The 25213-nt window shown below is 54.2% G+C and carries 20 protein-coding genes and 1 riboswitch; all 20 genes read right to left on the reverse strand.

All coding sequences use genetic code 11. From position 1 onward, the window contains the following. Positions 1-155: 155 nt before the first annotated feature. The 20 genes from serS to LK536_RS53690 all read right to left on the reverse strand — a co-directional run bounded on the left by serS (position 156) and on the right by LK536_RS53690 (position 25192). Complete coding sequence (gene serS, locus LK536_RS53595; protein ID WP_008716396.1) at positions 156-1445, reverse strand: serine--tRNA ligase; 1290 nt, start codon at positions 1443-1445, stop codon at positions 156-158. Positions 1446-1589: 144 nt separating this feature from the next. Then, positions 1590-3212 carry an amidohydrolase gene (locus LK536_RS53600; protein WP_227797067.1) on the reverse strand — a complete coding sequence of 541 codons (1623 nt, stop codon included), beginning with the start codon at positions 3210-3212 and terminating at the stop codon, positions 1590-1592. 11 nt (positions 3213-3223) lie between these two features. Further along, a complete protein-coding gene (locus LK536_RS53605) occupies positions 3224-4687 on the reverse strand; it encodes an alanine/glycine:cation symporter family protein (protein ID WP_008716399.1) in 1464 nt (487 codons plus the stop codon). 106 nt (positions 4688-4793) lie between these two features. Beyond that, a riboswitch (Lysine riboswitch) is annotated at positions 4794-4998 on the reverse strand. Between the two features lie 48 nt (positions 4999-5046). Beyond that, positions 5047-5913 (reverse strand): pyridoxamine kinase, encoded by an 867-nt coding sequence (locus LK536_RS53610; protein WP_008716403.1) that lies wholly within the window; start codon positions 5911-5913, stop codon positions 5047-5049. A 13-nt stretch (positions 5914-5926) separates the two neighbouring features. Further along, the gene (locus LK536_RS53615) at positions 5927-6547 is read right to left on the reverse strand and encodes an ECF transporter S component (RefSeq protein WP_008716404.1); all 621 of its coding nucleotides are present in this window, start codon (positions 6545-6547) and stop codon (positions 5927-5929) included. A 155-nt stretch (positions 6548-6702) separates the two neighbouring features. After that, a complete protein-coding gene (locus LK536_RS53620) occupies positions 6703-7353 on the reverse strand; it encodes a thiamine diphosphokinase (protein WP_008716406.1) in 651 nt (216 codons plus the stop codon). A gap of 64 nt (positions 7354-7417) precedes the next feature. Then, a complete protein-coding gene (gene rpe, locus LK536_RS53625; RefSeq protein ID WP_025487127.1) occupies positions 7418-8080 on the reverse strand; it encodes a ribulose-phosphate 3-epimerase in 663 nt (220 codons plus the stop codon). 2 nt (positions 8081-8082) lie between these two features. Further along, on the reverse strand, positions 8083-8961 hold the full coding sequence (gene rsgA / locus LK536_RS53630) for a ribosome small subunit-dependent GTPase A (protein WP_227797065.1): 879 nt from the start codon (positions 8959-8961) through the stop codon (positions 8083-8085). A 9-nt stretch (positions 8962-8970) separates the two neighbouring features. After that, the gene (gene pknB / locus LK536_RS53635) at positions 8971-11130 is read right to left on the reverse strand and encodes a Stk1 family PASTA domain-containing Ser/Thr kinase (protein ID WP_227797064.1); all 2160 of its coding nucleotides are present in this window, start codon (positions 11128-11130) and stop codon (positions 8971-8973) included. After that, positions 11124-11870 carry a Stp1/IreP family PP2C-type Ser/Thr phosphatase gene (locus tag LK536_RS53640; protein ID WP_008716414.1) on the reverse strand — a complete coding sequence of 249 codons (747 nt, stop codon included), beginning with the start codon at positions 11868-11870 and terminating at the stop codon, positions 11124-11126. The genes pknB and LK536_RS53640 overlap by 7 nt, the downstream gene beginning before the upstream one ends. A gap of 2 nt (positions 11871-11872) precedes the next feature. Beyond that, complete coding sequence (gene rlmN / locus LK536_RS53645) at positions 11873-12937, reverse strand: dual-specificity RNA methyltransferase RlmN (protein ID WP_025487124.1); 1065 nt, start codon at positions 12935-12937, stop codon at positions 11873-11875. 78 nt (positions 12938-13015) lie between these two features. Beyond that, positions 13016-14356, reverse strand: a complete 1341-nt coding sequence (gene rsmB / locus LK536_RS53650; RefSeq protein ID WP_227797062.1) for a 16S rRNA (cytosine(967)-C(5))-methyltransferase RsmB — start codon at positions 14354-14356, stop codon at positions 13016-13018. Continuing rightward, the gene (locus LK536_RS53655; protein ID WP_008716420.1) at positions 14356-15051 is read right to left on the reverse strand and encodes a zinc metallopeptidase; all 696 of its coding nucleotides are present in this window, start codon (positions 15049-15051) and stop codon (positions 14356-14358) included. Before LK536_RS53655 ends, rsmB begins: the two co-directional genes overlap by 1 nt. A 32-nt stretch (positions 15052-15083) precedes the next feature. Then, positions 15084-16037 carry a methionyl-tRNA formyltransferase gene (fmt, locus tag LK536_RS53660; RefSeq protein ID WP_025487122.1) on the reverse strand — a complete coding sequence of 318 codons (954 nt, stop codon included), beginning with the start codon at positions 16035-16037 and terminating at the stop codon, positions 15084-15086. A gap of 52 nt (positions 16038-16089) precedes the next feature. Then, positions 16090-16578 (reverse strand): peptide deformylase, encoded by a 489-nt coding sequence (gene def, locus LK536_RS53665; protein ID WP_120055785.1) that lies wholly within the window; start codon positions 16576-16578, stop codon positions 16090-16092. 20 nt (positions 16579-16598) lie between these two features. Next, entirely contained in the window at positions 16599-18902 is a 2304-nt protein-coding gene (priA, locus tag LK536_RS53670; RefSeq protein WP_227797060.1) for a replication restart helicase PriA, read from the reverse strand. A gap of 89 nt (positions 18903-18991) precedes the next feature. Beyond that, complete coding sequence (locus LK536_RS53675) at positions 18992-21016, reverse strand: hybrid sensor histidine kinase/response regulator (protein WP_120055781.1); 2025 nt, start codon at positions 21014-21016, stop codon at positions 18992-18994. Between the two features lie 32 nt (positions 21017-21048). Then, on the reverse strand, positions 21049-22368 hold the full coding sequence (locus LK536_RS53680; RefSeq protein WP_008716429.1) for an MATE family efflux transporter: 1320 nt from the start codon (positions 22366-22368) through the stop codon (positions 21049-21051). A gap of 12 nt (positions 22369-22380) precedes the next feature. Beyond that, positions 22381-23709, reverse strand: a complete 1329-nt coding sequence (locus tag LK536_RS53685; protein ID WP_008716431.1) for a M18 family aminopeptidase — start codon at positions 23707-23709, stop codon at positions 22381-22383. Positions 23710-23788: 79 nt separating this feature from the next. Continuing rightward, positions 23789-25192: an APC family permease gene (locus LK536_RS53690; RefSeq protein WP_120055775.1), complete on the reverse strand. Its 1404-nt coding sequence runs from the start codon at positions 25190-25192 to the stop codon at positions 23789-23791. Positions 25193-25213: the final 21 nt, after the last annotated feature.

Here is a 25213-nt window from a genome sequence, read left to right on the forward strand (position 1 = left end):
CTAAACATAAAAAGGGCCCTTTTCATAGAATTGGGGCGGGATTTTACAAATCCCACCCCAACTATTGACAAAGAGCCGGAAAAAAGCAGACCGGCTCCACATATATGGGCCGGTCAGGCTGGTTCATATGAAATCCGTCAGGCGGAAACCACCCATCACTTCTTTGGGACCATGACTTCCATTCCGCCCATGTAGGGACGCAGCGCCTCCGGAATCTTCACGCTGCCGTCAGCCTGCAGGTTGTTCTCCAGGAAGGCAATCAGCATACGCGGCGGTGCAACCACGGTATTGTTCAGGGTGTGGGCCAGGTACTTGCTTCCATCCTCTCCCTGTACACGGATCTTCAGGCGGCGGGCCTGGGCATCCCCAAGGTTGGAACAGCTTCCCACCTCAAAGTACTTCTTCTGTCTCGGGGACCATGCCTCCACGTCCACGGACTTAACCTTAAGGTCGGCCAGGTCGCCGGAACAGCACTCCAGGGTACGTACCGGGATATCCAGGGTCCGGAACAGGTCAACGGTGTTCTGCCACAGCCTGTCGTACCACATGGGGCTTTCCTCCGGCTTGCAGACAACAATCATCTCCTGCTTCTCAAACTGATGGATACGGTAAACGCCCCTCTCCTCAATGCCATGGGCACCCTTCTCCTTACGGAAGCATGGGGAGTAGCTGGTCAGGGTCTGGGGAAGCTGGGCTTCCGGCGTGATTGTATCGATGAATTTACCAATCATGGAGTGTTCGCTGGTACCGATCAGATACAGGTCCTCCCCCTCAATCTTGTACATCATGGCGTCCATCTCCGCAAAGCTCATGACGCCGGTCACAACGTTGCTGCGGATCATGAAAGGCGGCACACAGTAGGTGAATCCACGGTTAATCATGAAATCCCTTGCATAGGAAATGACAGAGGAATGAAGCCGTGCAATATCGCCCATCAGATAATAGAATCCGTTGCCTGCAACCCTTCTTGCAGCGTCCAGGTCAATGCCCTCAAAGCGCTCCATGATCTCGGTGTGGTATGGGATTTCAAAATCAGGAACCGCTGGTTCCCCAAAACGCTCCACCTCCACGTTCTCGCTGTCATCCTTTCCAATGGGGACGCTGGGGTCGATGATGTTGGGGATGGTCATCATGATCTTCATGATTTTCTCAGACAGTTCCCCTTCCTTTGCCTCCAGTTCGGCCAGACGGGTGGAGTTGGCGCTTACCTGGGCCTTGACGGACTCAGCCTCCTCCTTCTTCCCCTGTGCCATCAGCTTCCCAATCTCCTTGGACAGTTTGTTACGGCTGGCGCGCAGGTCGTCTGCTTCCTTCTGGGTGACGCGGTTTTCTGCATCCAATGCAATCACTTCGTCCACCAGCGCCAGTTTGCCCTCCTGGAATTTATTTTTAATGTTCTGTTTGACGATGTCCGGGTTTTCTCTTACAAACTTCAAATCTAACATGGTATTCCTCCTGGGTTTCCTTGATGTAATGCCTTTTATTGCCTTCCATTAAAAGACAGGCATTCCTGTACTGTTACAAAGTATATAACATTTTCCAGGGAAATAAAAGCCCCTTTTTACTGATTTTTAGTGCATCCCATGACATCAGCCCTGTTTCGCATAACAGCATACGCCATCCACATAGGTGGCCTCCACCTGAATCCGGGCCAGTTCATTGGCAGGCACATCAAAGGGGTTAGCGTCCAGTACCACGAAGTCCGCGGCCAAGCCCGGCGCAATCCGGCCTTTTTCATTTTCCTCAAAGGAAGCATGGGCGCCTTCGATTGTAAAAGAATCAAGGGCCTGCTTAACGCTCATGGCCTGTTCCATGAGATACGGTCCCACATGGTCCTTTACCGTTGTCCTGGTCACCGCACACTGGATGCCCTTCATCACATCCGGCAGTTCCACCGGACAGTCGGAGCCATTGGATGCATGGGTTGTCTCATACAGGGTCTTAAAGTTATAGCTGGATGCGGCCCTCTCCTTCCCGATGCGCTCTTCCACGATATGGATATCGTAATCCAGGAAAATGGACTGGATATAGGCGTGCAGGGACAGCTCCTCAAATTTCCTTAACTGGTCCGGCCTTGTTATCTGACAGTGGACAATACCGTGGCGGTGGTCCGGCCTTGGGCACTCTGAAAGGGCTTTTTCGTATGCAGCCAGTATGTCATCCAGTATCCCGTCGCCGATGGCATGGATGGCCACCTGCATCCCATGGGAGTTGGCATACCCGGCCATCTCCTCAAACTGTTCCCTGGTAAATATAGGGATACCGCAGGTAGACGGGTCATCGGCATAGGGGCTGCTTAAGTATGCGCTCCTGGCGCCCAATGAGCCGTCCCCCAGCATTTTTAATGGTCCGATCTTAAACCACGGGGTTCCCCATCCGGTATTATACCCTTTTTCCAGAAATCCTTTCAGGTCTTTTAAGGTTGTGAACTGGGACTGCTCATATACCCTGACCGTCATGCGGCCTTCTGCCTCCAGTTCCCTGTATGCTTCCAATACCCGCTCATAGGGCACATTGTTAAAGGCCAGCAGGTCATCGGTCTGGGAAGAAGTGACCCCGTAGCGGTTCAGGGCGCGGGATGCGGCAAGGATCATTTCCTTGATATCCTCCTTGTCCGGCTCCGGCAGGCGGCTGTATATCAGATCCATTGCGTTCTCACGGAAAATGCCGTTTGGTCCTCCATCCGCATCCACCTCGAACCGTCCGCCATCCACCTGGGGCGTGTCCTTTGTGATTCCGGTAAGTTCCAGGGCCTTGGTGTTGACCACGCATGCATGGCCGCAGGTCCTGGTCAGGCAGATGGGGTGGTCCTCTGATATTTCATCCAGGTCATGACGGTCTGGGAAACGCCTGCCGTCCTCAAAGTAATCATGGTTCCATCCCCGGCCCTTGACCCAGGTTCCCGGCCTGATGTTATTTTCAAGGATGAAATCCTTCATATATTCCTTCATGGCGCCCATGGATGAAGTGTGGGCAGACAGATCCGCCATGCGCAGCGCATTGCCGTAGTTCAGGAGATGCATGTGGGAATCATTGAATCCGGCACAGACAAAACGGCCGTCCAGCTCCCTTACCTCATCCCCTTCCTCCTTAAAGGCCATGGCGCCTTCATTGGTCCCGGCGTATACGAACCGGTTCCCTTCTGTCACAAAGGCCTCACACAGGGGAAGTTCCCCTGTGTACACGGCCCCGTTCCGGTATATTATCCTCATGATGTGTCTCCTTATTCTGTCTTTTCCAGTTTCTTCTTATCCTCATAGAACAGGGGGATATCCTCATCCAGGGTGCCGATGCCCATGTAGCGGGCCTTATAATCCTTTAACAGCTTAAAGTAGGTGCCGGACAGGATCAGCACGACAAACACGTTGATAAAGGTAGGGATGCCGCTTGTGATGTCCACCAGGGTCCAGATGCTCAGGTCCCCGACGTTAATCAGGTACAGGGTAAGGAGGAACGGCGGCAGGGCGTAAAAATACTTGAACAGCATAAGCAGCCATTTCTTCAGCACCGGATGGTCCTTGGCCAGGTGGCGCAGGGTAACCTCATAGTACACATACCAGCCCCCGGAAGTGGTAACGGAGAAAATGACCATGGTGGCTGTCATGAACACGGTCCCGAATGTTCCCAGGCTGTGCTGGAACACATTGAGGGCCAGGGTCGCATTGGTTGCGCCGGAGGTCCATTCCCCTGTGATCAGTACGCTGAGGGCCGTGATGGTACATACGATGAAGGTATCCACAAAAACCTCAAAGGAACCCCAAAGCCCCTGCTCCACCGGATGCCTGGTCTTGCTGGAAGCGTGTACCATGGGGCTGGTACCCCAGCCGGCTTCGTTGGAGTATACGCTTCTCTGCATGCCTGTGGCAATGGCCTTTGACACGGTAACGCCTGCAAATCCGCCCATGGCAGCGGTTCCTGTAAAGGCATTGGTGAAAATGGAGGCAATGGTGGGAACCAGGTTCCCTATGTTAAGGATGATGATTAAGATACCGAACAGCATATAGCCAAGGCTCATCACAGGCACCAGCTTGACGAAGATCTTACTCAGGTTCTTAACGCCCCTCCAGATTAGGGCATAGATGAAGATGACCAGCATAAGGGAGGCCAGCTCCTGCTTTACCCCGAAGGACTGTGCCAGCACCTCGGAGGTGGTAAAATTAGATGCGCTGATGAAAAAGGTGGAAAAGATGCCAAGGCCGAATATAAATGCCAGGGGCAGCCATTTCTTTCCCCAATGGCGCTCCTCCCCAAGCCCGTACTCCATATAGTAGGTGGGTCCGCCGTAAGGGTTGCCCTCCTCGTCGGTGCGGCGGTAATAAACAGCCAGGGTAACCTCAACCTGCTTAATCAGCATGCCCATGAAGGCGGTAAGCCACATCCACAGCACGGCGCCCGGTCCGCCGGTGGTGACAGCGGTTGCCACGCCTGCAATGTTGCCAAAGCCCACGGAACCGCCTACCGCGGTGGCAATGGCCTCATAAGGGCTTAAAAGTCCCTTATCGTTTTCATCCTGCACATGGTCCTTGCGCAGGATGCAGCCCAGGGTGCGCTTAAAGATGTAACCCAGATGGCACACCTGGAAAAACCTGGACCGCACCGTGACGTAAACACCGGTAATGATAATCAGTGCGATTAATGGCGGCCCCCATATGATCTCACCGTTGAGCCAGTTTAAAAAATCTGTCATTTGTTGAATCCCCCTTGTCTTTAGTCTGGATGCTGATGTGGATTTTCGGCAAAGAAAAAGCAACAGCCAAGGCCATTGCTTCCATATCCGGTATCCTCTGACGGAACCAACCAATAGCGCCACCACTTTGATTAAGTGAGAGTACACAGCCTGTTAGACTGTATCCCAACACATCCCGCCGGCAGACGGAACCTGTTTCGGCGGAAAACCCTTTTCCCGTACGCCCGGCCTGCCGGCCGTGGAACGTATGCATACGCTCCTGACTTATGTCGTGTACAGGTACTGATGTTTACCGCGCCTCTATCGCATCCTATTTTATTAACGATTCATTAACATCATACTATCAGAAGCCGGAACTGTCAACATTTTTCGCTTTCATGTCTGCTGCTGACCGCATGTATCAGCACATCCATCACTTCCTCAAAGCACACCCCATTGGCCGTGGGAATGTTTAATTCCTCGGAACGCCTGATGCACTGCTTGACAAAGGAGGCTGCCAGACGTACCCCTTCCTCAAGCTTCCACCCCCTGACGGCTGCCGCTGCCACCACGGAGGAAAACACGTCCCCGGTTCCCGGCCTTTCCTGGCCCACCCGGATTGTCTTTGGGAATGAAATCTCCCGTTCCCCTTCCGCCACCACATTCACAAGATAGCCGCCCTGGTTCACGCCGGTTATGACCACGGAGCCTGGTCCCATGGCCTGGATATCCCTTGCCATCTCCTTTAGTTCCTCCCTTGTCCAGCCCTTTTTGCGGAAGGGCCTGTCCGTCAGGATACAGGCTTCGGTCAGGTTGGGGGTGACGATGCTCCCCATGGATACCAGGGCCTTCATGCGCCTGCACATGGCCTGGGTATAGGTGGCATAGGTCTCCCCGTGATCGCCCATGATGGGGTCGATGATGATTTTTGTGTCCTCATGGCCAAAATCACGGATCATATCCATCACTATCCCAATCTGGTCCTCCGAGCCCAGGAACCCGCTGACAATCCCGTCAAAGGACAGATCCAGCTCTTTCCATTTTTCAATATATGCCGGCATCTTCCCGGTATAATCGTCAAAGAAATAGACCGGGAAACCGGTATGGTTGGAAAGGATGGAGGTGGGGATGGGACAGCACTGCACCTTCATGGCGGATATGATGGGGATAGCCACTGTCAGGGAACAGCGGCCATATCCGGATAAATCGTTTATCATTGCAATCTTCTTTTGACGGTATCCACTCATATATATCTCCTAACTATCGTAGCCTGTCAAACAGTCCGGCCCGTATGAGGGCGCTGCGAAGGGGCATGTAGATTGCCACGGAAACAAGGGTGGAGGTCACGGCATTGATGGAGGTGCTGGTAATGTTCCATGCCAGTACCAGCTGGGCCGCGGGCTTCCCCAGTATCAGCAGCTTGTAAAAATATCCCACCATGGGGTCAAATACCACGTTGAACAGCAGTCCGCACACAGCCGCAGCCAGTACATAGCGGAATACCTTCTTCTTATCACTGATTTCGTTAATCCTGCCAAGCTTGTGGGCCACCAGGCCGGTTATCAGGCCGATGCACAGCTTGAGGATGAATGTCTTGGGCGCATATACCACATAGACCGGGTCAAACAGGTCACCGATGGTCATGCCGATGGCTCCGCCCAGGCCGCCGTAAAAACCGCCTAACACAAGGGCGCCCAGCACACACACCGCATTGCCCAGATGAATGGACGTGGCGTCCCCGCCCGGAAGGGTAATCTTAATCTGCAAAAAGGTAAATACAACATAGGACATGGCTGCAAACAGCCCGGTCAGCGCCAGCTTATATAGATGCTTATCCTCCGCCCCCGCATATCCCCTGGCTGTTATCTGGTTCACTTTCATACTCTTTCACTCCTTGGACCGCACTGCGGTTTATTTTTATGATGATTCAATCCATGGACTTCATGGTCCATATCTTATCACCGGAGTGGAGTGTTATAAATATCCAGTTTTATGCTTTTTAACCAGTCCAGTTCTGTCAGGGCATGGATATCATCTCAGTCATGGGATTCCACCACAATCAGCACGCCGTCCGTAAAGCTGATGGTGCCTTCCTCCCCGGTCAGCTCATTGCTGATGCACAGGCTGGTACCGATTTCAATATCCTTGTCGGAAAGAGGATATTTGAATCCGGTCAGCGTGATGCCGTCCACATGTTCGGTCAACGGAAGGAAGGAAACGTATCTGCCCCACAGCCCGCTGCTCCTGAAGGTATGATAACCATCAATCAGGTATATCCGGTTCTGGCTGTCCAGGATATAGGCCTCTATCCCTTTCTGGAGGCAGGGGAACAGCAGGTGGATATTGCCCAGCATGTGGTCCATGCGCCCGCCTGTGGCCCCCAGTATCACTATCTGGGTACAGCCCGTGGCCTGGGCCTTCAAAAGCGCCAGTTCGGTGTCGGTCTCGTCCTTTTCCGGCTGGTGGGTATCCCAGATAATGTGTTCCTTCTGTCTGTAATATTCAAGTATACCGGGCTTCACCGTGTCAAAGTCCCCGACAATCATGTCCGGTTCCAGCCCCAGGGCCTTTACGGCCTCCAACCCGGCGTCCACCGCGATTATTTTATCAAAATGTTCCTGTTCCAAAAAAGAGCCGGCGAAAGCCAGGTCCAGTTTTCCGCCGGTAATGATCAGACATCGTTTCATATCACTTATTCCTTACTTGGTCAATCATACTTGATTCATCCATTGTCCGGGTTCCTGCAAAGGCTCATTCCATGGAGCTGAATATCTCCAGGAACTCCTTTGTCCTTGCAGCCGCATCACCGCCAAACACGGCAGAACCAGCCACAAACACATTGGCACCCGCATCCATGATTTCCTTCACATTGCGGGCGCTGACGCCTCCGTCCACCTGGATATCCACAGGAAGTCCCAGCTGGTCAATCCTGGCCCTGAGCCCCCTTACCTTGTCAAGGGTGTAGGGAATGAATTTCTGGCCGCCAAAGCCCGGGTTCACGGTCATGATAAGCACCATGTCCAGCTGGTCAAGGATACAGTCCAGCGCCTGGATGGGCGTGGCAGGGTTCAGGGCAACGCCTGCCTTTAAGCCCAGATCCTTAATCTGGTTCACCACACGGTCCAGATGGGTACAGGCCTCGGCATGGACCGTGATGATATCCGCCCCGCAGGCCTTCATATCCTCCACATACCGTCCCGGCTCCTCAACCATCATATGGACGTCAAAAACAGCGTCCGTGCAGGAACGCAAGCTCTTGATGACCGGCATCCCAAAGGAAATGCTGGGCACAAAGGCCCCGTCCATCACATCCAGATGGATGTATTCAGCCCCTGCCTGGGCCACGGTCCTGACCTGGGCGCCCAGGCTGCCAAAATCAGCCGCCAGGATTGACGGCGCCAATTTATAGTACATTGTTAATACCTCCTCTTTTTCTTAAGCTCATCATACATCAGAAGATAATTCCCATAGCGGCTCCGGCTCAGCCTGCCGTCCTTTAGCGCTTCCTTTACCCCGCACACCTTCTCGCCCACATGGACGCACCCAAGGAACCTGCAGTCTTCCTCATACTGGGCAAACTCGGGAAAATAATCCTTCAGTTCCCCTTCTTCCAGATCCGGGGTGAACATGGAACTGAATCCCGGGGTGTCCATCATATACGTATTTTCCTCCACATAGAACAGCTGGGAGTGGCGGGTGGTATGTTTTCCCCGCTCAATCTTGTGGCTGATATCCCCTGTCTCCATGGCTGCCCGGGGCTGGATGCAGTTGGTCAGTGAGGATTTTCCCACACCCGAAGGACCTGCCAGGACTGAGGTTTTTCCTCTGAGGATTTTCCTCACTTCTTCCACACCTGTCTCGTCAATGGCGCTGATGAATTTCACCTCATATCCAGCTGCCTCATAGATGCTTCTGTAGGTCCCCATCAGCTCATCATCCCCTAAATCCATCTTGTTGAAACAGATGATGACCGGAACCTGCTGGATTTCCATCATGACCAGGAAACGGTCCAGCAGGTTCAGGTTGGGGGACGGGTGGGTCAGGGAGAAGACCACCAGGGCCTGGTCTATATTGGCCACTGCCGGGCGCACCAGGGCATTGGCCCTGGGAAGGATGGCGTCAATATTGCCCTCCCCCTCTGTCTCATCCAGTACCGAGAACTCCACATTATCCCCTACCAGGGGCTTTATCTTTTTATTCCTGAAAATTCCTTTTGCCTTACACTCATAAACCCGGTCCTTACCATCATGCACATAATAAAAACCTGCAATTCCCTTAATTATCTTACCAGTCATAAACTCCTCTTATCCCACCGGGAAAAATGTTACCGGATAGGATGCTATTACAGTCAGGTCCGCACTTCCTGCGTCCACCACTTCCACGGTACCGCTGTCCACGCCATAGGCGCCCTTAATCCTGGGAATCACCACAGGTATGGTCTGCGCCCCTACTACAAGCCTTTCCTTCATGAGCGGTGTGTATACCACATCCCCGTTAACCGTCTGTTTCAGCCGGATCATCACCCGGACGCTGCTGGTCTGGGATGCCGGGCCTATATAATTGCTCAGGGAACAGGTGGTGTCGATGGAGCTGAGATAGTACTGGGACGCCTCTGTCTCCGATGCGTCCGGTTCCCCGCTTATCACATAATCCACAGGAGTGCCCGGGGCCAGCATGGTATCCGGCAGCGGCACCTGGTTGATGACCAGTCCTTCCGCCACCGTATCGCTGCGCTCCGTTGTCACATTGCCGGTCACAAGCCCTGAACCAGCCAGGAGGGCGTCCGCCGAAACCCGGTCCTGTCCTATGAGGTTGGGCACCCTGCCCTGCTCATTCTCCACTCCCTTGCTGACAAAAAGGGTCACACGCTCCCCTATCTTGGCAGTCTCCGGGCTGAAGCGCAGGATGGTTCCCGCTGCCGCCGTATTGCTGAATTCTTCCTTTACATCCACCACAAGCCCCTTTTCCTCCAGAAGCCTGGATGCATCCAGGACAGTCAGCACCGTAAGGTTCAGTGTGCCAAGGTTTACTTTATCGCTCCCCTTGCTTAAGGTGACCCCCACCGTGCTTCCTTTATCCACAACCGTATCCTGGACAATGGTCTGGGCCATGACCTGGCCTTCCGCATAATTATCCGAATAATCACTGCCCGTCACTTCCAGCTTCAGATCCACCTGTGCCAGCTCTTCCCTGGCCTGCTGTTCCGTCATGCTGAGGATATAGGGCACATAGGTCTGGTTATCCGTAATGTTGACCTCCAGGCTGGCAGTCTCCGCTTCCGTGCTTACAGCCACCGTGGGTTTTTCGCTGGTTCCCGCCCGGAACAGGCCTGTGAGCCTTGAAAACACGAACAGGACCACGGCCACGATGATGATGGCCGCCACAATGCCGATGGCAGTGACAATGCGCTCAAACTGCGTGCTGACGTCCTTGTCCTTCTGTCTGGATGTCAGGTGGGAAGGGCCTTTGCGTTCCCTGCGGTTTCTGGATGAAGGATCGGTGTGGTCATCCCTCAGTTCCTCCTCGCCAAGGCTTCCCCTGGCCGGTTTCCTGCTTTCCTGAAGGTTAAGCAGTTCTTCCCTGGATATGGACCTGGTCCTGCCAAACTCATCCTCCTCCTCTTCCTGTGCGTAGATATCGCAGTCAGGCTCCATCAGCGCCTTCCTTAAGTCGGCTATGACATCCGTTACATTTGAATAGCGGCGCTCCGGTCGCTTCTGGGTGCATTTGAGGATGATCTGTTCCAGGGCATGGGACACCTCGGGCACATATACCCTTGGGGGCGTCACTGGTTCCTCCAGATGGGCCAATGCCACGGTAATCGTGTTGTCGCCCTCAAACGGGACCTTTCCCGTCACCATCTCATACATGGTAATGCCAAAGGAGTAAATATCACTGCGCTCATCGCAGTAGCCGCCCTTGGCCTGTTCCGGGGATATATAATGGACCGATCCGACGGCAGTGGCGTTCATGGTCTGGGTGGAAACGGCCCTGGCAATCCCGAAATCCGCCACCTTAACCTTGCCGTCCCTGGATATGATCATATTCTGGGGCTTGATATCCCGGTGTATGATATGCTGCTCATGGGCAGCCCCGATTCCCTGGGCAACCTGGATGGCAATGCCGATGGCTTCCTTACTCTCCAGATGTCCCTTCTTCTCAATGTAATTCTTAAGGGTAATGCCCTCAATCAGCTCCATGACAATATAGTGCAGCACATCCTCATCCACAACGTCATAAACACTGACAATATTAGGATGGGACAGGCGTGCCGCCGCCTGGGCCTCCATCTTAAACTTGCTGACAAAATTCTCGTCAAAGGCAAATTCTTCCTTTAAGACCTTGATGGCAACCAGACGGTTTAATGTATGGCACTGGGCCTTATACACAACAGACATCCCGCCTGAACCGATGCGCTCCAATATCTCGTACCTGTTCTGCAGGTATGTTCCGGGGTTCAGCATAAGCCATCCTCCCTTCCCAGCGGATTCACAAGCACCACGGCAATATTATCAATACCGCCCTGGCGGTTGGCCTCCTGAATCAGGCGCGATGCCTTTTCCTTAAGGCTGCCCTCTCCTGTTATGATCCTGCGTATGGATTCATCATCCACCATGTTGCTCAGTCCGTCCGAACAGAGAAGGATGTAATCCCCCTCTTCCAGGTCCACCTCAAAGAAATCCGGCTCCACATCCCTGCCAATGCCCATGGCCCTTGTAATGATGTTCTTGCGGCTGTTGTAATCCGCGCTGCCCCGGCGCATCTGCCCCATGGCAACCATTTCCTCCACATAGGAGTGGTCCTTCGTGACCTGTCGGATGGTTTTGTTATGTATCAGGTACAGGCGGCTATCCCCCACATTGGCAACATAGAGCAGGTTATCCTCCACCACCCCTGCCACCAGGGTACAGCCCATGCCTTTCAGTTCTTCCCTGAGGAGGGATTCCTCATACAGCTGTTCATTCACGATTCCTATCCCTGTCTTCAGCTGCATCACAGGGGAGCCTTTTCCTTCCCTGTTAATATAGATTACCAGGTTCTCAACCGCAAACCGGGAAGCATAGTCCCCGGCCTGGTGGCCTCCCATCCCGTCCGCCACCAAAAACAGGTTAGGCAGGGAGCCAACCCTCTCCGGCGACGAGTAGATATAATCCTGATTCATGGATCTGACCTGGCCTATGTCTGTCAACGCATATGCTTCCATGCTTACTCCGCCCCCTTTTCCATATAGCTCTTTCGCAGCTGGCCGCAGGCTCCGCCTATATCCCGGCCCATTTCTCTTCTGATTGTAACATTTATACCGTTTTTTTCAAGCAGGTCCTTAAAATCTGCAATGGCCTTCCTGCCTGACTGCACGTAATCCCGTTCCTTGATGGGATTCACCGGGATCAGGTTCACATGGCCATGCTGGTCCTTAATCAGGCGGCTCAGCGCCCTGGCCTCATCCAGATTGTCATTGACCCCCTGGACCAGGCTGTATTCAAAGGTAAGCCTGCGCCCTGTCTTCTCATAATAGTAATGGCAGGCCTCCAGCACATCCTTTAACTTATAACGGTTGGCAATGGGCATCAGCGTCTTGCGCACCTCATCATTGGGGGCGTGGAGGGACAGTGCAAGGGTGACGGCCAGACCTTCCTGGGCGAACTGCCGTATGCCCGGCACAATGCCGCAGGTGGAGACAGTCAGGTTCCTCTGGCTGATATTAAGCCCTTTTTCGTGGGAAATCAGGCGCAGGAAACGGATTACATTGTCGTAGTTGTCAAAGGGTTCTCCTGAACCCATCACCACCACATTGGAAACCCGCTGGCCTGTGTGGGCCTGTATCCGGTAAATCTGGTCCAGCATTTCCGAAGGCCTCAGATTCCGCTCCAGACCATCCAGGGTGGATGCGCAGAAACGGCAGCCCATCCTGCACCCCACCTGGGAAGAGATGCATACGGAATTCCCATGATGATACTGCATCCACACGCTTTCTATGATATTGCCGTCCTCCAGGCAAAAGAGATACTTCCTGGTCCCGTCAACCTGGGATATACGTTCCTCCGTGATGGAAAGGCATGTAAGGCTATAATTGTCCTTCAGTTTCTGCCTCAGTTCCTTGGACAGGCTTGACATGCCGTCAAAGCTTCCAGCCAGCTTCACATGTATCCAGTCGTAAATCTGTTTTGCCCTGAAGGGTTTCTCCCCCAGGGCCGCCATCTCCTCTGTCACTTCTTCCAGTGTCATGGATTTTATATCCTTACGGCCTTTGTTATCCGTCAAATCCAACATAGCATAACTCCTGTTTCTTTCATTATCATCCATCTGTCCCGGACCCATTCACGGTTCAGCCCGCAGGACCCACGGTTCTCAGACCCGCCTGAACACACTGATGAAAAATCCGTCAAAGGGGTGGATTCCAGGAAGGAACTGTATCCGTCCATCCTTAAGGGATGGTTCATCAAAATCCGCCCCCAGCCTGCCGGATAAGTCCACTGGCTCAAGCGGGAAATTTTCTGACAGCCACATGGCATTCCCTTCATTTTCCATAGGGTCGATGGTGCAGGTGCTGTACACCAGGGTTCCTCCGGGCTTCACATACTGCCATACCACGGAGAGGATATCCCGCTGAAGCCTGGAAAGCTCCCTCATCTTATCCATGGTCATATTGTACTTGATGTCCGGCTTTTTGCCGATGATCCCAAGTCCGGAACAGGGCAGGTCCGCAATCACGATGTCCGCCTTTTCCCTGGCATCCTCATCAGGCACAAGGGCATCCCAGACCACCGCCTTGATATTGGCAGCGCCGGAACGGGCCACGTTTTCCTCAATCAGGGCTGTCTTCTGGTAACTTAAATCCCTCGCCTCCACCATTCCCGTTCCCTTCATCTTATCTGCCAGGTGCAGGCTTTTGCCTCCGGGGGCAGCGCATACATCGATGATGTAATCCCCCTCCTTCGGGTCTGCCAGTTCCCCCACAAAGGCGGAGGTGGCATCCTGCACCTGGATCCATCCGTTTTGGAAGCATTCCAGTCCTTCCATATAATCATAGCCTGAAATTGCCAGCACGGAGGGCAGACAGTCAAGTTCCTTCACCATTACCCCCTGGGAATCCAGGGAATTAAGGATTGCCTCCCTTAAAGCCCTGCTGAGGTTGCAGCGCACCCACGTGGGCCTGTCTTCAAGAAAAGAGGCGGCAATCATCTCCGCCTTTGCGCTGCCATATTCTTTTTCCCACATATCGTACATCCACTGGGGAATGCTGTAGGCCAGGGAGGGGGAATCAAACACCAGGGAAGCCTTTTCCCTGGATATGGTCCTTAACACCCCGTTCACAAAACCCTTAAGCCCGGTGATACGGCGTTTCACCGCCAGCTTCACGGCTTCGTTGCAGACCGCGGAATCCGGCACCCTGTCCATGTATAAAATCTGATACACGCTCATCCGCAGAAGGTTGCGGATAAGCGGTTTCATCTTGTCTGTCTTTGTCTTTGAATACTTGTTGATGATATGATCAATCTGCAGGAGATATTCCAGGGTCCCTTCTGTCACCCGGGTAATGAACGCCCTGTCCGACTTATCCAGGTACTGGTACTTCTGAAGGGCCTGGTTCAGTACCAGATGGACAAAACTGCCCTTATCCAGCACTTCCGACAGTATATCCAGCACAATCCCACGGTTTTCCATTCCCCTGTCCGGATTCCCAGCCATCAGTCCCTCCTTCTGTTGAAAATCATCAGCAGGCGCAGAAGCTGGAGGATGGAGGCTGCCGCCGCCGCCACATAGGTAAGGGCCGCTGCATTCAGCACGCTTCTGGTCTGGCCCACTTCCTGTCCTGCCAGGATTCCCGTGGAATCAAGAAGGGTAACCGCCCTGTGGCTTGCGTTATATTCCACAGGCAGGGTCACCAGCTGGAACAGGACCGCCAGTGAAAACAGTACGATACCCGCCATGGCAAGGCCGGAACCGCCGCTTCCAAGGAGCAGGCCTATGAGGATCAGGGGCCATGCCAGCTGGGAACCAAGATTGGCGGCAGGCACCAGGGCTGCGCGGATCCTTAAGGGTGAATAGTCCGTTGCGTCCTGCATGGCGTGACCGCACTCATGGGCAGCCACACCGATGGCGGCAATGGACGTGGAGCCATATACCGCATCTGACAGGTTGACTGTCTTGGACCTGGGGTCATAATGGTCGGTCAGGTTCCCCGGCACGCGTCGTATGGTCACATCATAGATGCCCTGGGAATTCAGCAACCGCTTGGCCGCCTCGGCCCCCGTCATGCCGCACATGCTCCTGACAGCCGAATAGCGCTGGTATGTGGCATTCAGTTTGGCGGACGCCATCATGGATACGATGACGCCAATCAGTACCAGTATATAGGTTGAATCATAAAATGGATAAAACATGGTTATTCATCACTCTCTTTCATTATGCAAAGTTACTGTTGTGTCCTGTTCACAAACACATCCCCGGCCGGTATGGGATATCCGCGCAGGAATGCCTCTATATCCATGCGCTTCTTTCCTTCCATCTGGAGTTCTTTGATGGAAAGAAGGCCGTCTCCTGTCCTGACTGCCAGGCAATGCCTGTCAGACAGAGCCACCCCTCCGCAGGGCAGGCTGTTTGCAGGGGCCTCATCCTTAATGACATCCGCGGCCCAGATTTTGATGGTCTTTCCGTTCCACATGGTGTAGGCGCTTGGCCACGGATTAAGGCCCCGTATCAGGCGTTCGATGGATACGGCGTCCTGATTCCAGTCAATGTCCCCAAGGGACTTGGTCAGCATCTTCGCATAGCAGGTCCCCTCCTCTGTCTGGGGCGTGCGCACGGCCGTCCCCTCCTCCAGTTTCCTGAGTGTGGAGAGAATCAGGCTTCCCCCTGCCAGGCTCAGCTTGTCGTGAAGGCTTCCCCCTGTCTCTTTTTCATCGATGGGTATGACCACCTTCTCCAGCATGTCGCCGGTATCCAGGCCCACATCCATCATCATGGTGGTTATGCCTGTCTCTTTCTCGCCGTCAATGACGCACCACTGGATGGGAGCCGCCCCCCTGTACTTTGGCAGCAGGGATGCATGGATGTTGACGCAGCCATACCTGGGAAGTTCCAGCACGGCCTTGGGAAGGATCTGGCCAAAGGCAATCACGACAAACGCGTCCGCCTCCAGCTCCCGCAGCACCTCTATGAACGCCTGGTCCCTTACCTTCACCGGCTGGTATACGGGTATCTTATATTCCAGCGCCTGGACCTTCACAGGCGTCATCTGCATCTCTTTGCCCCTGCCCTTTGGTTTGTCCGGCTGGGTTACCACGGCAGCCACATCATGTCCTGCTTCCACCAGCGCCTTAAGCGTGGGTACGGAAAAATCCGGTGTTCCCATAAATACAATACGCATGTCCACACTCCTGTTCCTCAATCATATCTGTAAAACCCTGCAATATACGTTCCTACTCAGCAATCTCTTCCTCAGGCTCAGCGCCGGCGTCCACCAGCTCACCTTCCACCAGTTCCACATACATCTGGCCTTCCAGATGGGCAACCTCATGGCAGATGGCCCTTGCCAGAAGTCCCTCGCCCTCCAGCTCAAAAGGCTCCATGTTCTCATCCAGGGCCTTAACCTTCACGTAGTTAGGACGTGTCACGATACCGGATTTGCCCGGAAGGCTTAAGCACCCCTCATATCCGGTCTGGCTGCCGTCCTGAGCGATGATTTCTGGGTTAATCAGCACATACTGGTTGCCGTCGTCCACATCAATGGTCACAATCTGCTTCAGCACTCCAACCTGCGGGGCGGCCAGGCCGCAGCCATTGGCCTCATACATGGTTTCAAACATATCTTCAATCAATTCCATGGTCCGCCCGGTCATCTCCTTCACAGGCTTGCACTTCTTTGTTAAAATATCATCTCCCATAATCCTTATCTGTCGAACTGCCATTTTCTACCAATCTCCTTTTGTCATGTTAAATCATACTGTATTGTCAGGCCAAAACGGCCCTCGGCCTCCTTAAGGCGGAGTTCTGCCATTTTCCTAATCTGTATCAGTATATCATAATTTTCATGCTTTATATATAAAATTTTTCTATAAATATCATTAACTTTGTAAACAGGCGCATTCACGGGACCGATTAACTTAAGGTCCCTGCCGGGTCCATTCCTGTCCTGTCCGGCCTTCCATCCTTCCACCCATCCGGCGGTGCGGCCGGCCGCCTGTTCCACCACGTCCTCCCTGGGACATGCCATCTGGATGGTTAAGAGTCCCACGGCCGGGGGATAGCCAAGGAGGCGCCTGTAGGCCATCTCCTGGCCGTAAAATGCCTCGTAATCCTGCCTTGCGGCTGCCTGGATACAGTAGTGGTCCGGCTGGTAGGTCTGGATAACCACATTGCCCTCCAGTTCCCCTCTCCCGGCCCTGCCCGCGGCCTGGGTCAGAAGGGCAAATGTCTGCTCCCCGCACCGGTAGTCCGATGCGAAAAGGGAAAGGTCCGCCGCTAAGGCGCCCACCAGGGTGACCTTGGGGAAATCATGCCCCTTCACAATCATCTGGGTCCCGATAAGGATATCCGCCTCCCCCCTTGCAAAGGCGGATAGTATCTCCTGATGGCCTCCCTTCCTGGACGTGGTGTCCAGGTCCATCCGCAGGATCCCTGCATCCGGGAACAGCCCGGCCGCCATGGCTTCAATCTTCTGGGTCCCTGTCCCAAAGGGGGCGATATACCGGGAGCCGCAGGAAGGACATACCTTTGGCTGTTCCATGGAGTAGCCGCAGTAATGGCACATCATGCGGCCGTTCCTGTGAAGGGTCAGTGTCACATCACAGTGGGGGCATTTGATGGCCTCCCCGCAGGAACGGCAGGATACAAAGTTCGCATATCCCCTGCGGTTGATGAAGAGCATGATCTGTTCCTTTTTTGCAAGCCTGTCCTCCATCAGTTCCTGAAGGCGGCGGCTGAAGATGGAACGGTTGCCCGCCCTCAGTTCCTCCCGCAGGTCCACGATTTCCACCTTGGCAAGGCTGGCATCTGCCTTCGCCCTCTCCTTCATGGTAAACAGGCCGTATTCCCCCCTCAGCGCCTTTGTATAGGACTCCAAGGACGGGGTGGCCGAACCGAGGATCAGGGACGCATGGTTCGCCTCCGCCCGCACGGCGGCAGCCTCCCTGGCGTCATACCGCGGGGAAAGCTCGCTTTTGTAGGCATTTTCATGCTCCTCATCTATAATGATGAGGCCAAGGTTTGAAAACGGGGCAAAGAGGGCGGACCGGGGACCGATCATAATGTCAATATCCCCGGTCCTGGCCCTTTCATACTGGTCATAGCGTTCCCCGGCGGACATCCTGGAATTCATCACGGACACCCGGTTGCCGAAACGTGTGTAAAACCGCATCACGGTCTGCCATGTAAGGGATATCTCAGGAATCAGGACAATCACCTGGCGCCCCGCCTGGAGCACATAGGCAATCAGCTCCATGTAGACCTCCGTCTTGCCGCTGCCCGTGATTCCATGGATCAGATAGGTCCTTCGGATCCCCTTCCCATAGTCACGGAGAATGGAATCTGCAATCTCCTGCTGGGCCTGGTTCAGGGCCGGGAAGGTGCCAGGGTTCCCAGCGGTGCCTCCGCCAGCAAAGGTGGTCCCTTCCCGGGGCATGCCGGCCAGCCGCTGCATCTCCAGCAGCGGATTCCGGTACCGCTCCACCACCTCCACCTTAAGGACGCCGCCCTCCTCCAGCGGCTTAACCACTGCCGCCGTCAGGCTTAAACGGTTCATGGCTTCCTCATACGGAATCACCGGCGCCAGGAGAAATGCCTCCAGAAGCCGGAGCCTGGCCTTATGGTTCTTCCTCCTGGCCTCCTCCACGGCCCGTAGCAGCCCCTCCTGGTCCAGAAGACACTTCAACTGCCGCTTTGGCGCCTCCTTTACCTTCTGCTTCACCGGAAGCACTGTCTTTAATGCCTGGTTCATGGTGGATCCATACCGCTCCTTCATCCACCATGCAAGCCAAATAAGCTGGGACTCTGCAGTCACGCTTCCCTGCACAATCCCAGCCACATCTTTTATCTTATTCTCGTCTATCTCCGCCTGGTCAGTCAGCCCCACCACATAACCTTTGCGCTGCCGGTTGCCCTGGCCGAAGGGGATATAGACCTGCTGCCCCGCATGAATGCTCCCGGACAGGTGTTCCGGTATCCTGTACTGGAATGTCCTGTCCACGCTTTCATGGGAAATATCTATGATAATATTGGCATATTCCTGCCCCACCTGCGTCACCTGTCAATCTGAATCCATTATAAGTTCCTGACTATTATACATGACATCAGCTAAAAATGCAAATTACGGGGGAATACACATCAGGCCAGACACTTTTCCAGCACGTCAAAAAGCCGTTCATAGTCAATGGGTTTGGCAACATGGTCATTCATTCCGGCGGCCAGCGCCTTGGCAATATCCTCTGCAAACGCATTGGCCGTCAGGGCAACCACCGGGATGTCCGCCGCCTGCGGGTGGGTGCTTTCCCTGATTTTCCGGGCCGCCGTATACCCGTCCATCACAGGCATCTGCAGGTCCATTAAGATGGCCTGGTAATACCCGTCCCCCGATGCCTGGAATGCGTTTAATGCCTCCTGTCCGTTGAAGGCGCCTTCCGTACTGATTCCCGCCTCCCCAAGGATGGTCCTGACAATCTCCATGTTGAGTTCATTGTCCTCCGCCACCAGCACCCTGATGGTCCTGCCGGAAAATGCATCCCTGCGCCTGCCCACGTCCACGATTTTCCCGGACGCTTCCTCTTCCTTCTGTTCTTCTTCATCCAGTTTCAGGCTCAGCGTCACGGTAAAACGGCTTCCCCTGCCAGGTTCGCTCTCCACCTGGATGCTGCCCTGCATGGCGTTTATGATGCCCTGGGTAATGGGCATGCCAAGCCCCGTGCCCTGAATGTGTGTTTCCCTCACCTTTTCCTCCCGGAGAAAGGGCACGAAAATATACTTCCTGAACTCTTCTGTCATGCCGATTCCGCTGTCTTCCACGATGAACACGAAATTGCCGAAGCCGGCAACCCTCTGTGCCACTTCTTTTACGGTCAGTTTCACGGTCCCGTTCCCAGGCGTATATTTCACGGAATTGGACATGAGGTTTAAAAGTACCTGGCGCAGGCGCCCGCTGTCCCCTATGAGGCGGCGGTGCTTAAGGTCTGCCGTATCCACCTTCAGGGAATGGCCTCTTTCCTCCGCCGATGGACGGATGATGGTAACCACCTCATCTACCAGCTTATCCATGCAGAAAGGCGCGTCCATAAGCTGCATCTTCCCCTTTTCAATCCTTGACATGTCAAGGACATCATCAATGAGGGCCAGCAGATGGCTGCTGGACATATTGATTTTCTCCAGGCAGTCCTCCACCCGCTCCGGCTCATGGCTGTGGGACATGGCAATGGCTGTCATTCCTATGATTGCGTTCATGGGGGTGCGGATATCATGGGACATCTGGGCCAGGAAACTGCTCTTTGCCTCGCTGGCCTCCTTGGCCGTCTCATAGGCGGTCATCAGCGCCTTCCTGTTTTCCTCTTCCTGCTGCATCTCATTTATCTTCTGCTGGTGGATGTTCATATTGGCAAATACCACCTTTGACACACTGCCGTCCTTCATCTGGGCCACACTGAACCGGGAGCGCACCCACTGGACACGGTCCGGGTACTGGCGCCTGAAGTCAATGTCATACACGGGCCGTTCCTCGGACAGGATCTGCTTTAAGAATCCGGGACTCCCTGCCCGGCGCATCTTCTCCTGGTCCTGGGGACATACATGTTCCCGGATGAACTTTTCATAATATACCTTCAGGCTCCCCTTGGGAAATGCCCCTGTCTTCTCTATGTAATCCTCCTGCCATACAGCCTCCTCCACGTCATTGTCCAGGTCAAACAGATAGATGGAATAATAGCACTGGCACAGGTTGGAAAGCACATTGTCCCTGAGCCGGGCCTTCTCCCTGAGCATGATGGTATCGGTGATGTTCTGGTGATATCCCCTGAGGCATATCCCATCTTCCTGGCTTTCATCCCGGACGCCCCCGCAGCGCACATAGATGGTCCCCCACAGGGGATGTTCCCATGGATACTGGACTTCCGCCCGCTTATTGCGGATCATCTCATCCACCCCTGTCTCTATCATGGGATAAAAATCATGGTCAATCCGGTCATACCATACCCGGTAGCATTCCTCCGGGGACGGCATCCCATCCAGGCCAAGAAGCTCCATCATGGCCTTATCCCCGTACATCCTGGGTTCCTTCCCCTCCTCCAGTTCAATGGTCCATAACCCGGTGCGGGCCATGCGCAGAAGTTCCTGCATACTGGCCATATCCATAAAATGCTCCTGCATACACACCTGCCTCCTCCTATGTTTATTATCAATCAGACCGATATTGCCCGTTTTTCAAATCCCTTGAACCTCAGGGAGAACACAACTGCCCTGAAAATCCAGTCTATGAACATCCCATACCAGATTCCCATCACCCCAAGCTTAAATATGTACACGAACAGGTATGCGAACCCGATGCGGAAAGCCCACATGGAAAATACGGACACGGCCATGGTAAACCTGGCATCCAGGGACGCCCTCAGGGTATGGGGAATGGTAAATGCCAGAGGCCATACAAGCATGGCGATGCTGTGGGCCGTAATCAGGTCCCGGGACAGCCGGGACGCCTGCCCCGACAGCTGGTAAATCCCCACCAGTTCCCCTGAAAACAGCACCATGGAGGAGCTGAGCACCAGCAGGATGGCGTAATTCACCCCTATGAGGGACTTGGCATAATGCTTTGCCTCAGAGAGCCTTCCTGCCCCCACGCACTGTCCCACAATGGTGATAAGGCCCAGCCCGATGGCGGTTCCGGGCAGGTACAGGATGGTGACCAGGTTGCTGGCAACCGCATAGCCTGCAATGGAGGCAGTGCCCAGGGAGGACACAAGGCTCTGCAGGAATATCTTGCCGAACTGGAACATACCGCTCTCCAGCCCGCCCGGTATGCCGATGGAAAGGATGTTCTTAATCATGCCCATATCCGGCACCAGTGACTTCATGCTGTTCAGGCGGATGGAATTATGGCGGTTCTGTATGAGGACAAACATCATGGCCGCCGCAATGATGCGGCTGAACAGGGTTGGATATGCCACCCCTGCCACCCCCATCTTAAGGCCGAACACGCAGATGGCATTGCCCACGATATTGATGATGTTCATCACCAGGGATGTCATCATGGACACCTTGGAATTACCCATGGAACGGAACAGGGCCGCACATGCGTTATACAGCCCGATAAAGGGATATGACAGCGCCGTTATCCAGAAATAGGTTTGTGCATTGTCCATCACGGACAGTTCCACCTTGCCGAATATGGCGCCCAGGAGATGGCGGTTGCCTATGATTGCAATAAGGGTCACTATCAAGGACAGGGTCAGGGTAACGCTGACCAGCTGTCCCGCCGCCTTGCGGGCGTCCCTGGGCTGTTCCTTTCCAAGATACTGGGCGGAAATCACCGCGCCTCCCGTTGCCAGGGCGCCCATGATCTGTATGATCAGGACGCTGATGGAGTCCACCAGGGATACCCCGGACACGGCGGCCTCGCCCACGGCCGCCACCATCACCACGTCCACCATTCCAACCAGCACCGCCATGATCTGTTCCACAATCAGGGGGGCCAGCAGTTTTATCAGTTGTTTTTTGGAAAACATATTACGCCTTTCTTATACTATCTCATAACATCCGCCCTCCCCTGCCCTGATACAGGCAGAGTAAAAGTGTGCGGCTGCCTCCGTAAGATAGCATGTATCCTTTATGCCGGCCGTCTCATAGGGTGAATGCATGGACAGCTGGGGAAGGCCGATGTCCACCGTGTTCAGGGACACATGGGCATTGCTTATATTGCCAAGGGTAGAGCCTCCCGGCATGTCCGAACGGTTGGCAAAGGTCTGGAAGGGCACCCCGGCCCTTTGGCACAGGGCTTTGAACATGGCTGCGGACACCGCGTCCGTGGTGTACTTCTGGTTGGCATTGTACTTGATCACAATCCCCTGGTTCATATAAGGACGGTTGGTGGGGTCTGCCCGGTCCGGCAGGTTTGGATGGACCGCATGGGCATTATCCGCCGATATCATGAAACTGGATGCCAGCGCCATCAGGTATGCCTCCTCATCCCTGCCAAGCCCGGTGTTGATCCGCCTCAGGGTATCCTCAAGGAATGTGGAATCCGCTCCCTGCTTGGTCCCGCTGCCCACTTCCTCGTTGTCAAACACGGCATGGACCGCAATCCCCTCCGCGGGTTCACCCTCCAGGAATCCCTTAAGGGACGCAAATGCGCACTGCAGGTCGTCAATCCGCCCGCAGGAGAAGAACTCGCCTTCAGCCCCCCAAATGGTTCCCGGCATCCTGCTGTACAGGAACAGGTCGTGGCCCAGGATGTCCTCCTCATGGACGCCTGCAGCTTCAGCCACAAGCTTCATGAACGTCCCCTTGGAGCCGTCGCCGCCAAACAGGGGAATCATATCCACCTGTGGGTTATACTTGTATCCATCATTGACCTGACGGTTAAAATGGATGGCCAGGTTGGGAATCATCAAAAGGTCACGGTCCACCTTCACAAGCTTTGATACCAGGCAGTTCCCTGTCTTCACCACCAGACGCCCTGCCACGGACAGGGGCCGGTCAAACCACGGCGCGCACAGCATGCCGCCATACTTTTCCACATTCAGCCTGATATAATGGCCTTCGGATTCCATCTCCGGGTTTTCCTTAATCTTAAAGGACGGGGAATCACTGTGGCTGGCCATGATCTGGTAGCCCGAACAGGTTCCGGCCGGTATCCTGAACGATATGATGGAGGACTGGTTCCTGGTCACGAAGTAGGATCCCTTCTTTTTCAATTCCCACTTCTCACCTTCATGAAGCTCTGTAAACCCTGCTTCCCTGAGGATTCCTGCTATATTTGCCACTGCATGGAAGCTGGTGGGGCTGTCCTCCAGGAAACGTATCAGTCCTTTGGTCAGCTGGATGCATTCCGCCTTCTCTATACTCATCATGTATCTCCTTTGTCAATCATTTCCTTTTTATATCATCTACTGTACCACAAACCGGTCCATCAGGCAATAGAGCCGTTTAATTCTCCCTGGCAGCCAGCCAGGGCAGGATGAACCCAAGCCCCACCAGCACAAATGGGGTTACGATGTTGAGCACCAGCTGGAACAGGTCATCTGAATAGATACCTGTGATACAGGCAAATGCCGTAAAGCCGAAACACCAGATTCCCACCAGGGTACCGGCTGTCCTGCCCTTTAAGAACCGGTACTGGGCGTGGAAGGCATCCCCCGCCCTCTTAAGCGCGATATAGGCCACGAATACCCACAGGTAACGAAGGGGCATGCAGACCGAGTTGACCTTTACCAGCCAGCGCACCAGCACGTCCACATTCCGGATGCCGAAGGCAGGCACGATGATCAGGACGCAGACAATGAGCATCACCAGCCTGTGTCCGTTTACATAGGTGCCGTGTTCATTTTTCTCAAACATCTTCCTGGGTATGAAGCGCGTATCCGCGCTGTCAAGGAGCATGCGCAGGGGGGCGTCCACGGACAGCACCATGACGGAAAACTGGCCGATCAGGTTGGTGAGGGCGTATACAATCACAAAGAAATTACCCATATGATAGTACTCCCCAAGCCTCTGGAAGGCGTAATAGGCGCCGTTTGTCATCAGGTCCGCCGGGATATGGTCTGAATCAAACATCATCCCAAGGGCAATGGTGCCAAGTATGGCGGTCACTGCCACCATAAGGGCCAGGGCCGCCATTCCCTTGGAGAAATCCCTGGACGGGTCCTTCATCTTGTTGACATAGGGGGATATTTTCTCGCATCCCCCCACTGCGAAGACCAGGATGGAAAGTCCCATGAAGAAGCTTAAGTCAAAGCTGGGGATGAAGGTCCTCCATGACCAGTCAATCGTCATGAAGGTTCCTCCTGTCAATGCCGGGGCAGCCACCATCATTGCAATGAACAGCATGGACATGATGAACATGGTGGAACCGGCCAGGGCGGACAGGCGCTTAAGCACGCCCATGCCCTTGCTGGACAGGTACATGGCAAACAGGAATATGACCAGACAGATTAACTGCATGACCGTGGTATCCATACTGCTGGCCCTCTTGTCCTGGAACAGCGCCCAGCTGGCCGCAATCACCGTGGAATTAGGCTTCTGGGAAATATATGGCATGTGCACCACCCAATAGGTCCAGCCAGCATAGTACGCCATCCTGGGACCTATGGTTTCCTGGATCCAGGAACTGACGCCCCCGCCCGCATCCTTGAAGGTGGAGCCAAGCTCGCCTACCATCAGGGCATACGGCACAAAATAGATGGCAAATATCAGGATCCAGGACACAATCGCCCTGAGGCCCCCGTATTCCGAAAACCCGTTGATGACATTCCCAAAGCCCCAGACCGTGGAAAATGCCATGAATGCAAGGGTATGCCATAAAATCTTTTTATCGTTGTCCCTCTGTCCCATATAAGTAGTTCTCCTTTTCCG

This window comes from Clostridium pacaense, from assembly GCF_020709765.2.
GTDB classification, from domain to species: domain Bacteria; phylum Bacillota; class Clostridia; order Lachnospirales; family Lachnospiraceae; genus Enterocloster; species Enterocloster hominis.

Bases quoted from the DNA above. Each gene is read 5' to 3' on its own strand.
- serS (WP_008716396.1), bottom strand. From the start codon at position 1,445: ATGTTAGATTTGAAGTTTGTAAGAGAAAACCCGGACATCGTCAAACAG.
- LK536_RS53600 (WP_227797067.1), bottom strand. From the start codon at position 3,212: ATGAGGATAATATACCGGAACGGGGCCGTGTACACAGGGGAACTTCCC.
- LK536_RS53605 (WP_008716399.1), bottom strand. From the start codon at position 4,687: ATGACAGATTTTTTAAACTGGCTCAACGGTGAGATCATATGGGGGCCG.
- LK536_RS53610 (WP_008716403.1), bottom strand. From the start codon at position 5,913: ATGAGTGGATACCGTCAAAAGAAGATTGCAATGATAAACGATTTATCC.
- LK536_RS53615 (WP_008716404.1), bottom strand. From the start codon at position 6,547: ATGAAAGTGAACCAGATAACAGCCAGGGGATATGCGGGGGCGGAGGAT.
- LK536_RS53620 (WP_008716406.1), bottom strand. From the start codon at position 7,353: ATGAAACGATGTCTGATCATTACCGGCGGAAAACTGGACCTGGCTTTC.
- rpe (WP_025487127.1), bottom strand. From the start codon at position 8,080: ATGTACTATAAATTGGCGCCGTCAATCCTGGCGGCTGATTTTGGCAGC.
- rsgA (WP_227797065.1), bottom strand. From the start codon at position 8,961: ATGACTGGTAAGATAATTAAGGGAATTGCAGGTTTTTATTATGTGCAT.
- pknB (WP_227797064.1), bottom strand. From the start codon at position 11,130: ATGCTGAACCCCGGAACATACCTGCAGAACAGGTACGAGATATTGGAG.
- LK536_RS53640 (WP_008716414.1), bottom strand. From the start codon at position 11,870: ATGGAAGCATATGCGTTGACAGACATAGGCCAGGTCAGATCCATGAAT.
- rlmN (WP_025487124.1), bottom strand. From the start codon at position 12,937: ATGTTGGATTTGACGGATAACAAAGGCCGTAAGGATATAAAATCCATG.
- rsmB (WP_227797062.1), bottom strand. From the start codon at position 14,356: ATGGCTGGGAATCCGGACAGGGGAATGGAAAACCGTGGGATTGTGCTG.
- LK536_RS53655 (WP_008716420.1), bottom strand. From the start codon at position 15,051: ATGTTTTATCCATTTTATGATTCAACCTATATACTGGTACTGATTGGC.
- fmt (WP_025487122.1), bottom strand. From the start codon at position 16,037: ATGCGTATTGTATTTATGGGAACACCGGATTTTTCCGTACCCACGCTT.
- def (WP_120055785.1), bottom strand. From the start codon at position 16,578: ATGGCAGTTCGACAGATAAGGATTATGGGAGATGATATTTTAACAAAG.
- LK536_RS53675 (WP_120055781.1), bottom strand. From the start codon at position 21,016: ATGCAGGAGCATTTTATGGATATGGCCAGTATGCAGGAACTTCTGCGC.
- LK536_RS53680 (WP_008716429.1), bottom strand. From the start codon at position 22,368: ATGTTTTCCAAAAAACAACTGATAAAACTGCTGGCCCCCCTGATTGTG.
- LK536_RS53685 (WP_008716431.1), bottom strand. From the start codon at position 23,709: ATGAGTATAGAGAAGGCGGAATGCATCCAGCTGACCAAAGGACTGATA.
- LK536_RS53690 (WP_120055775.1), bottom strand. From the start codon at position 25,192: ATGGGACAGAGGGACAACGATAAAAAGATTTTATGGCATACCCTTGCA.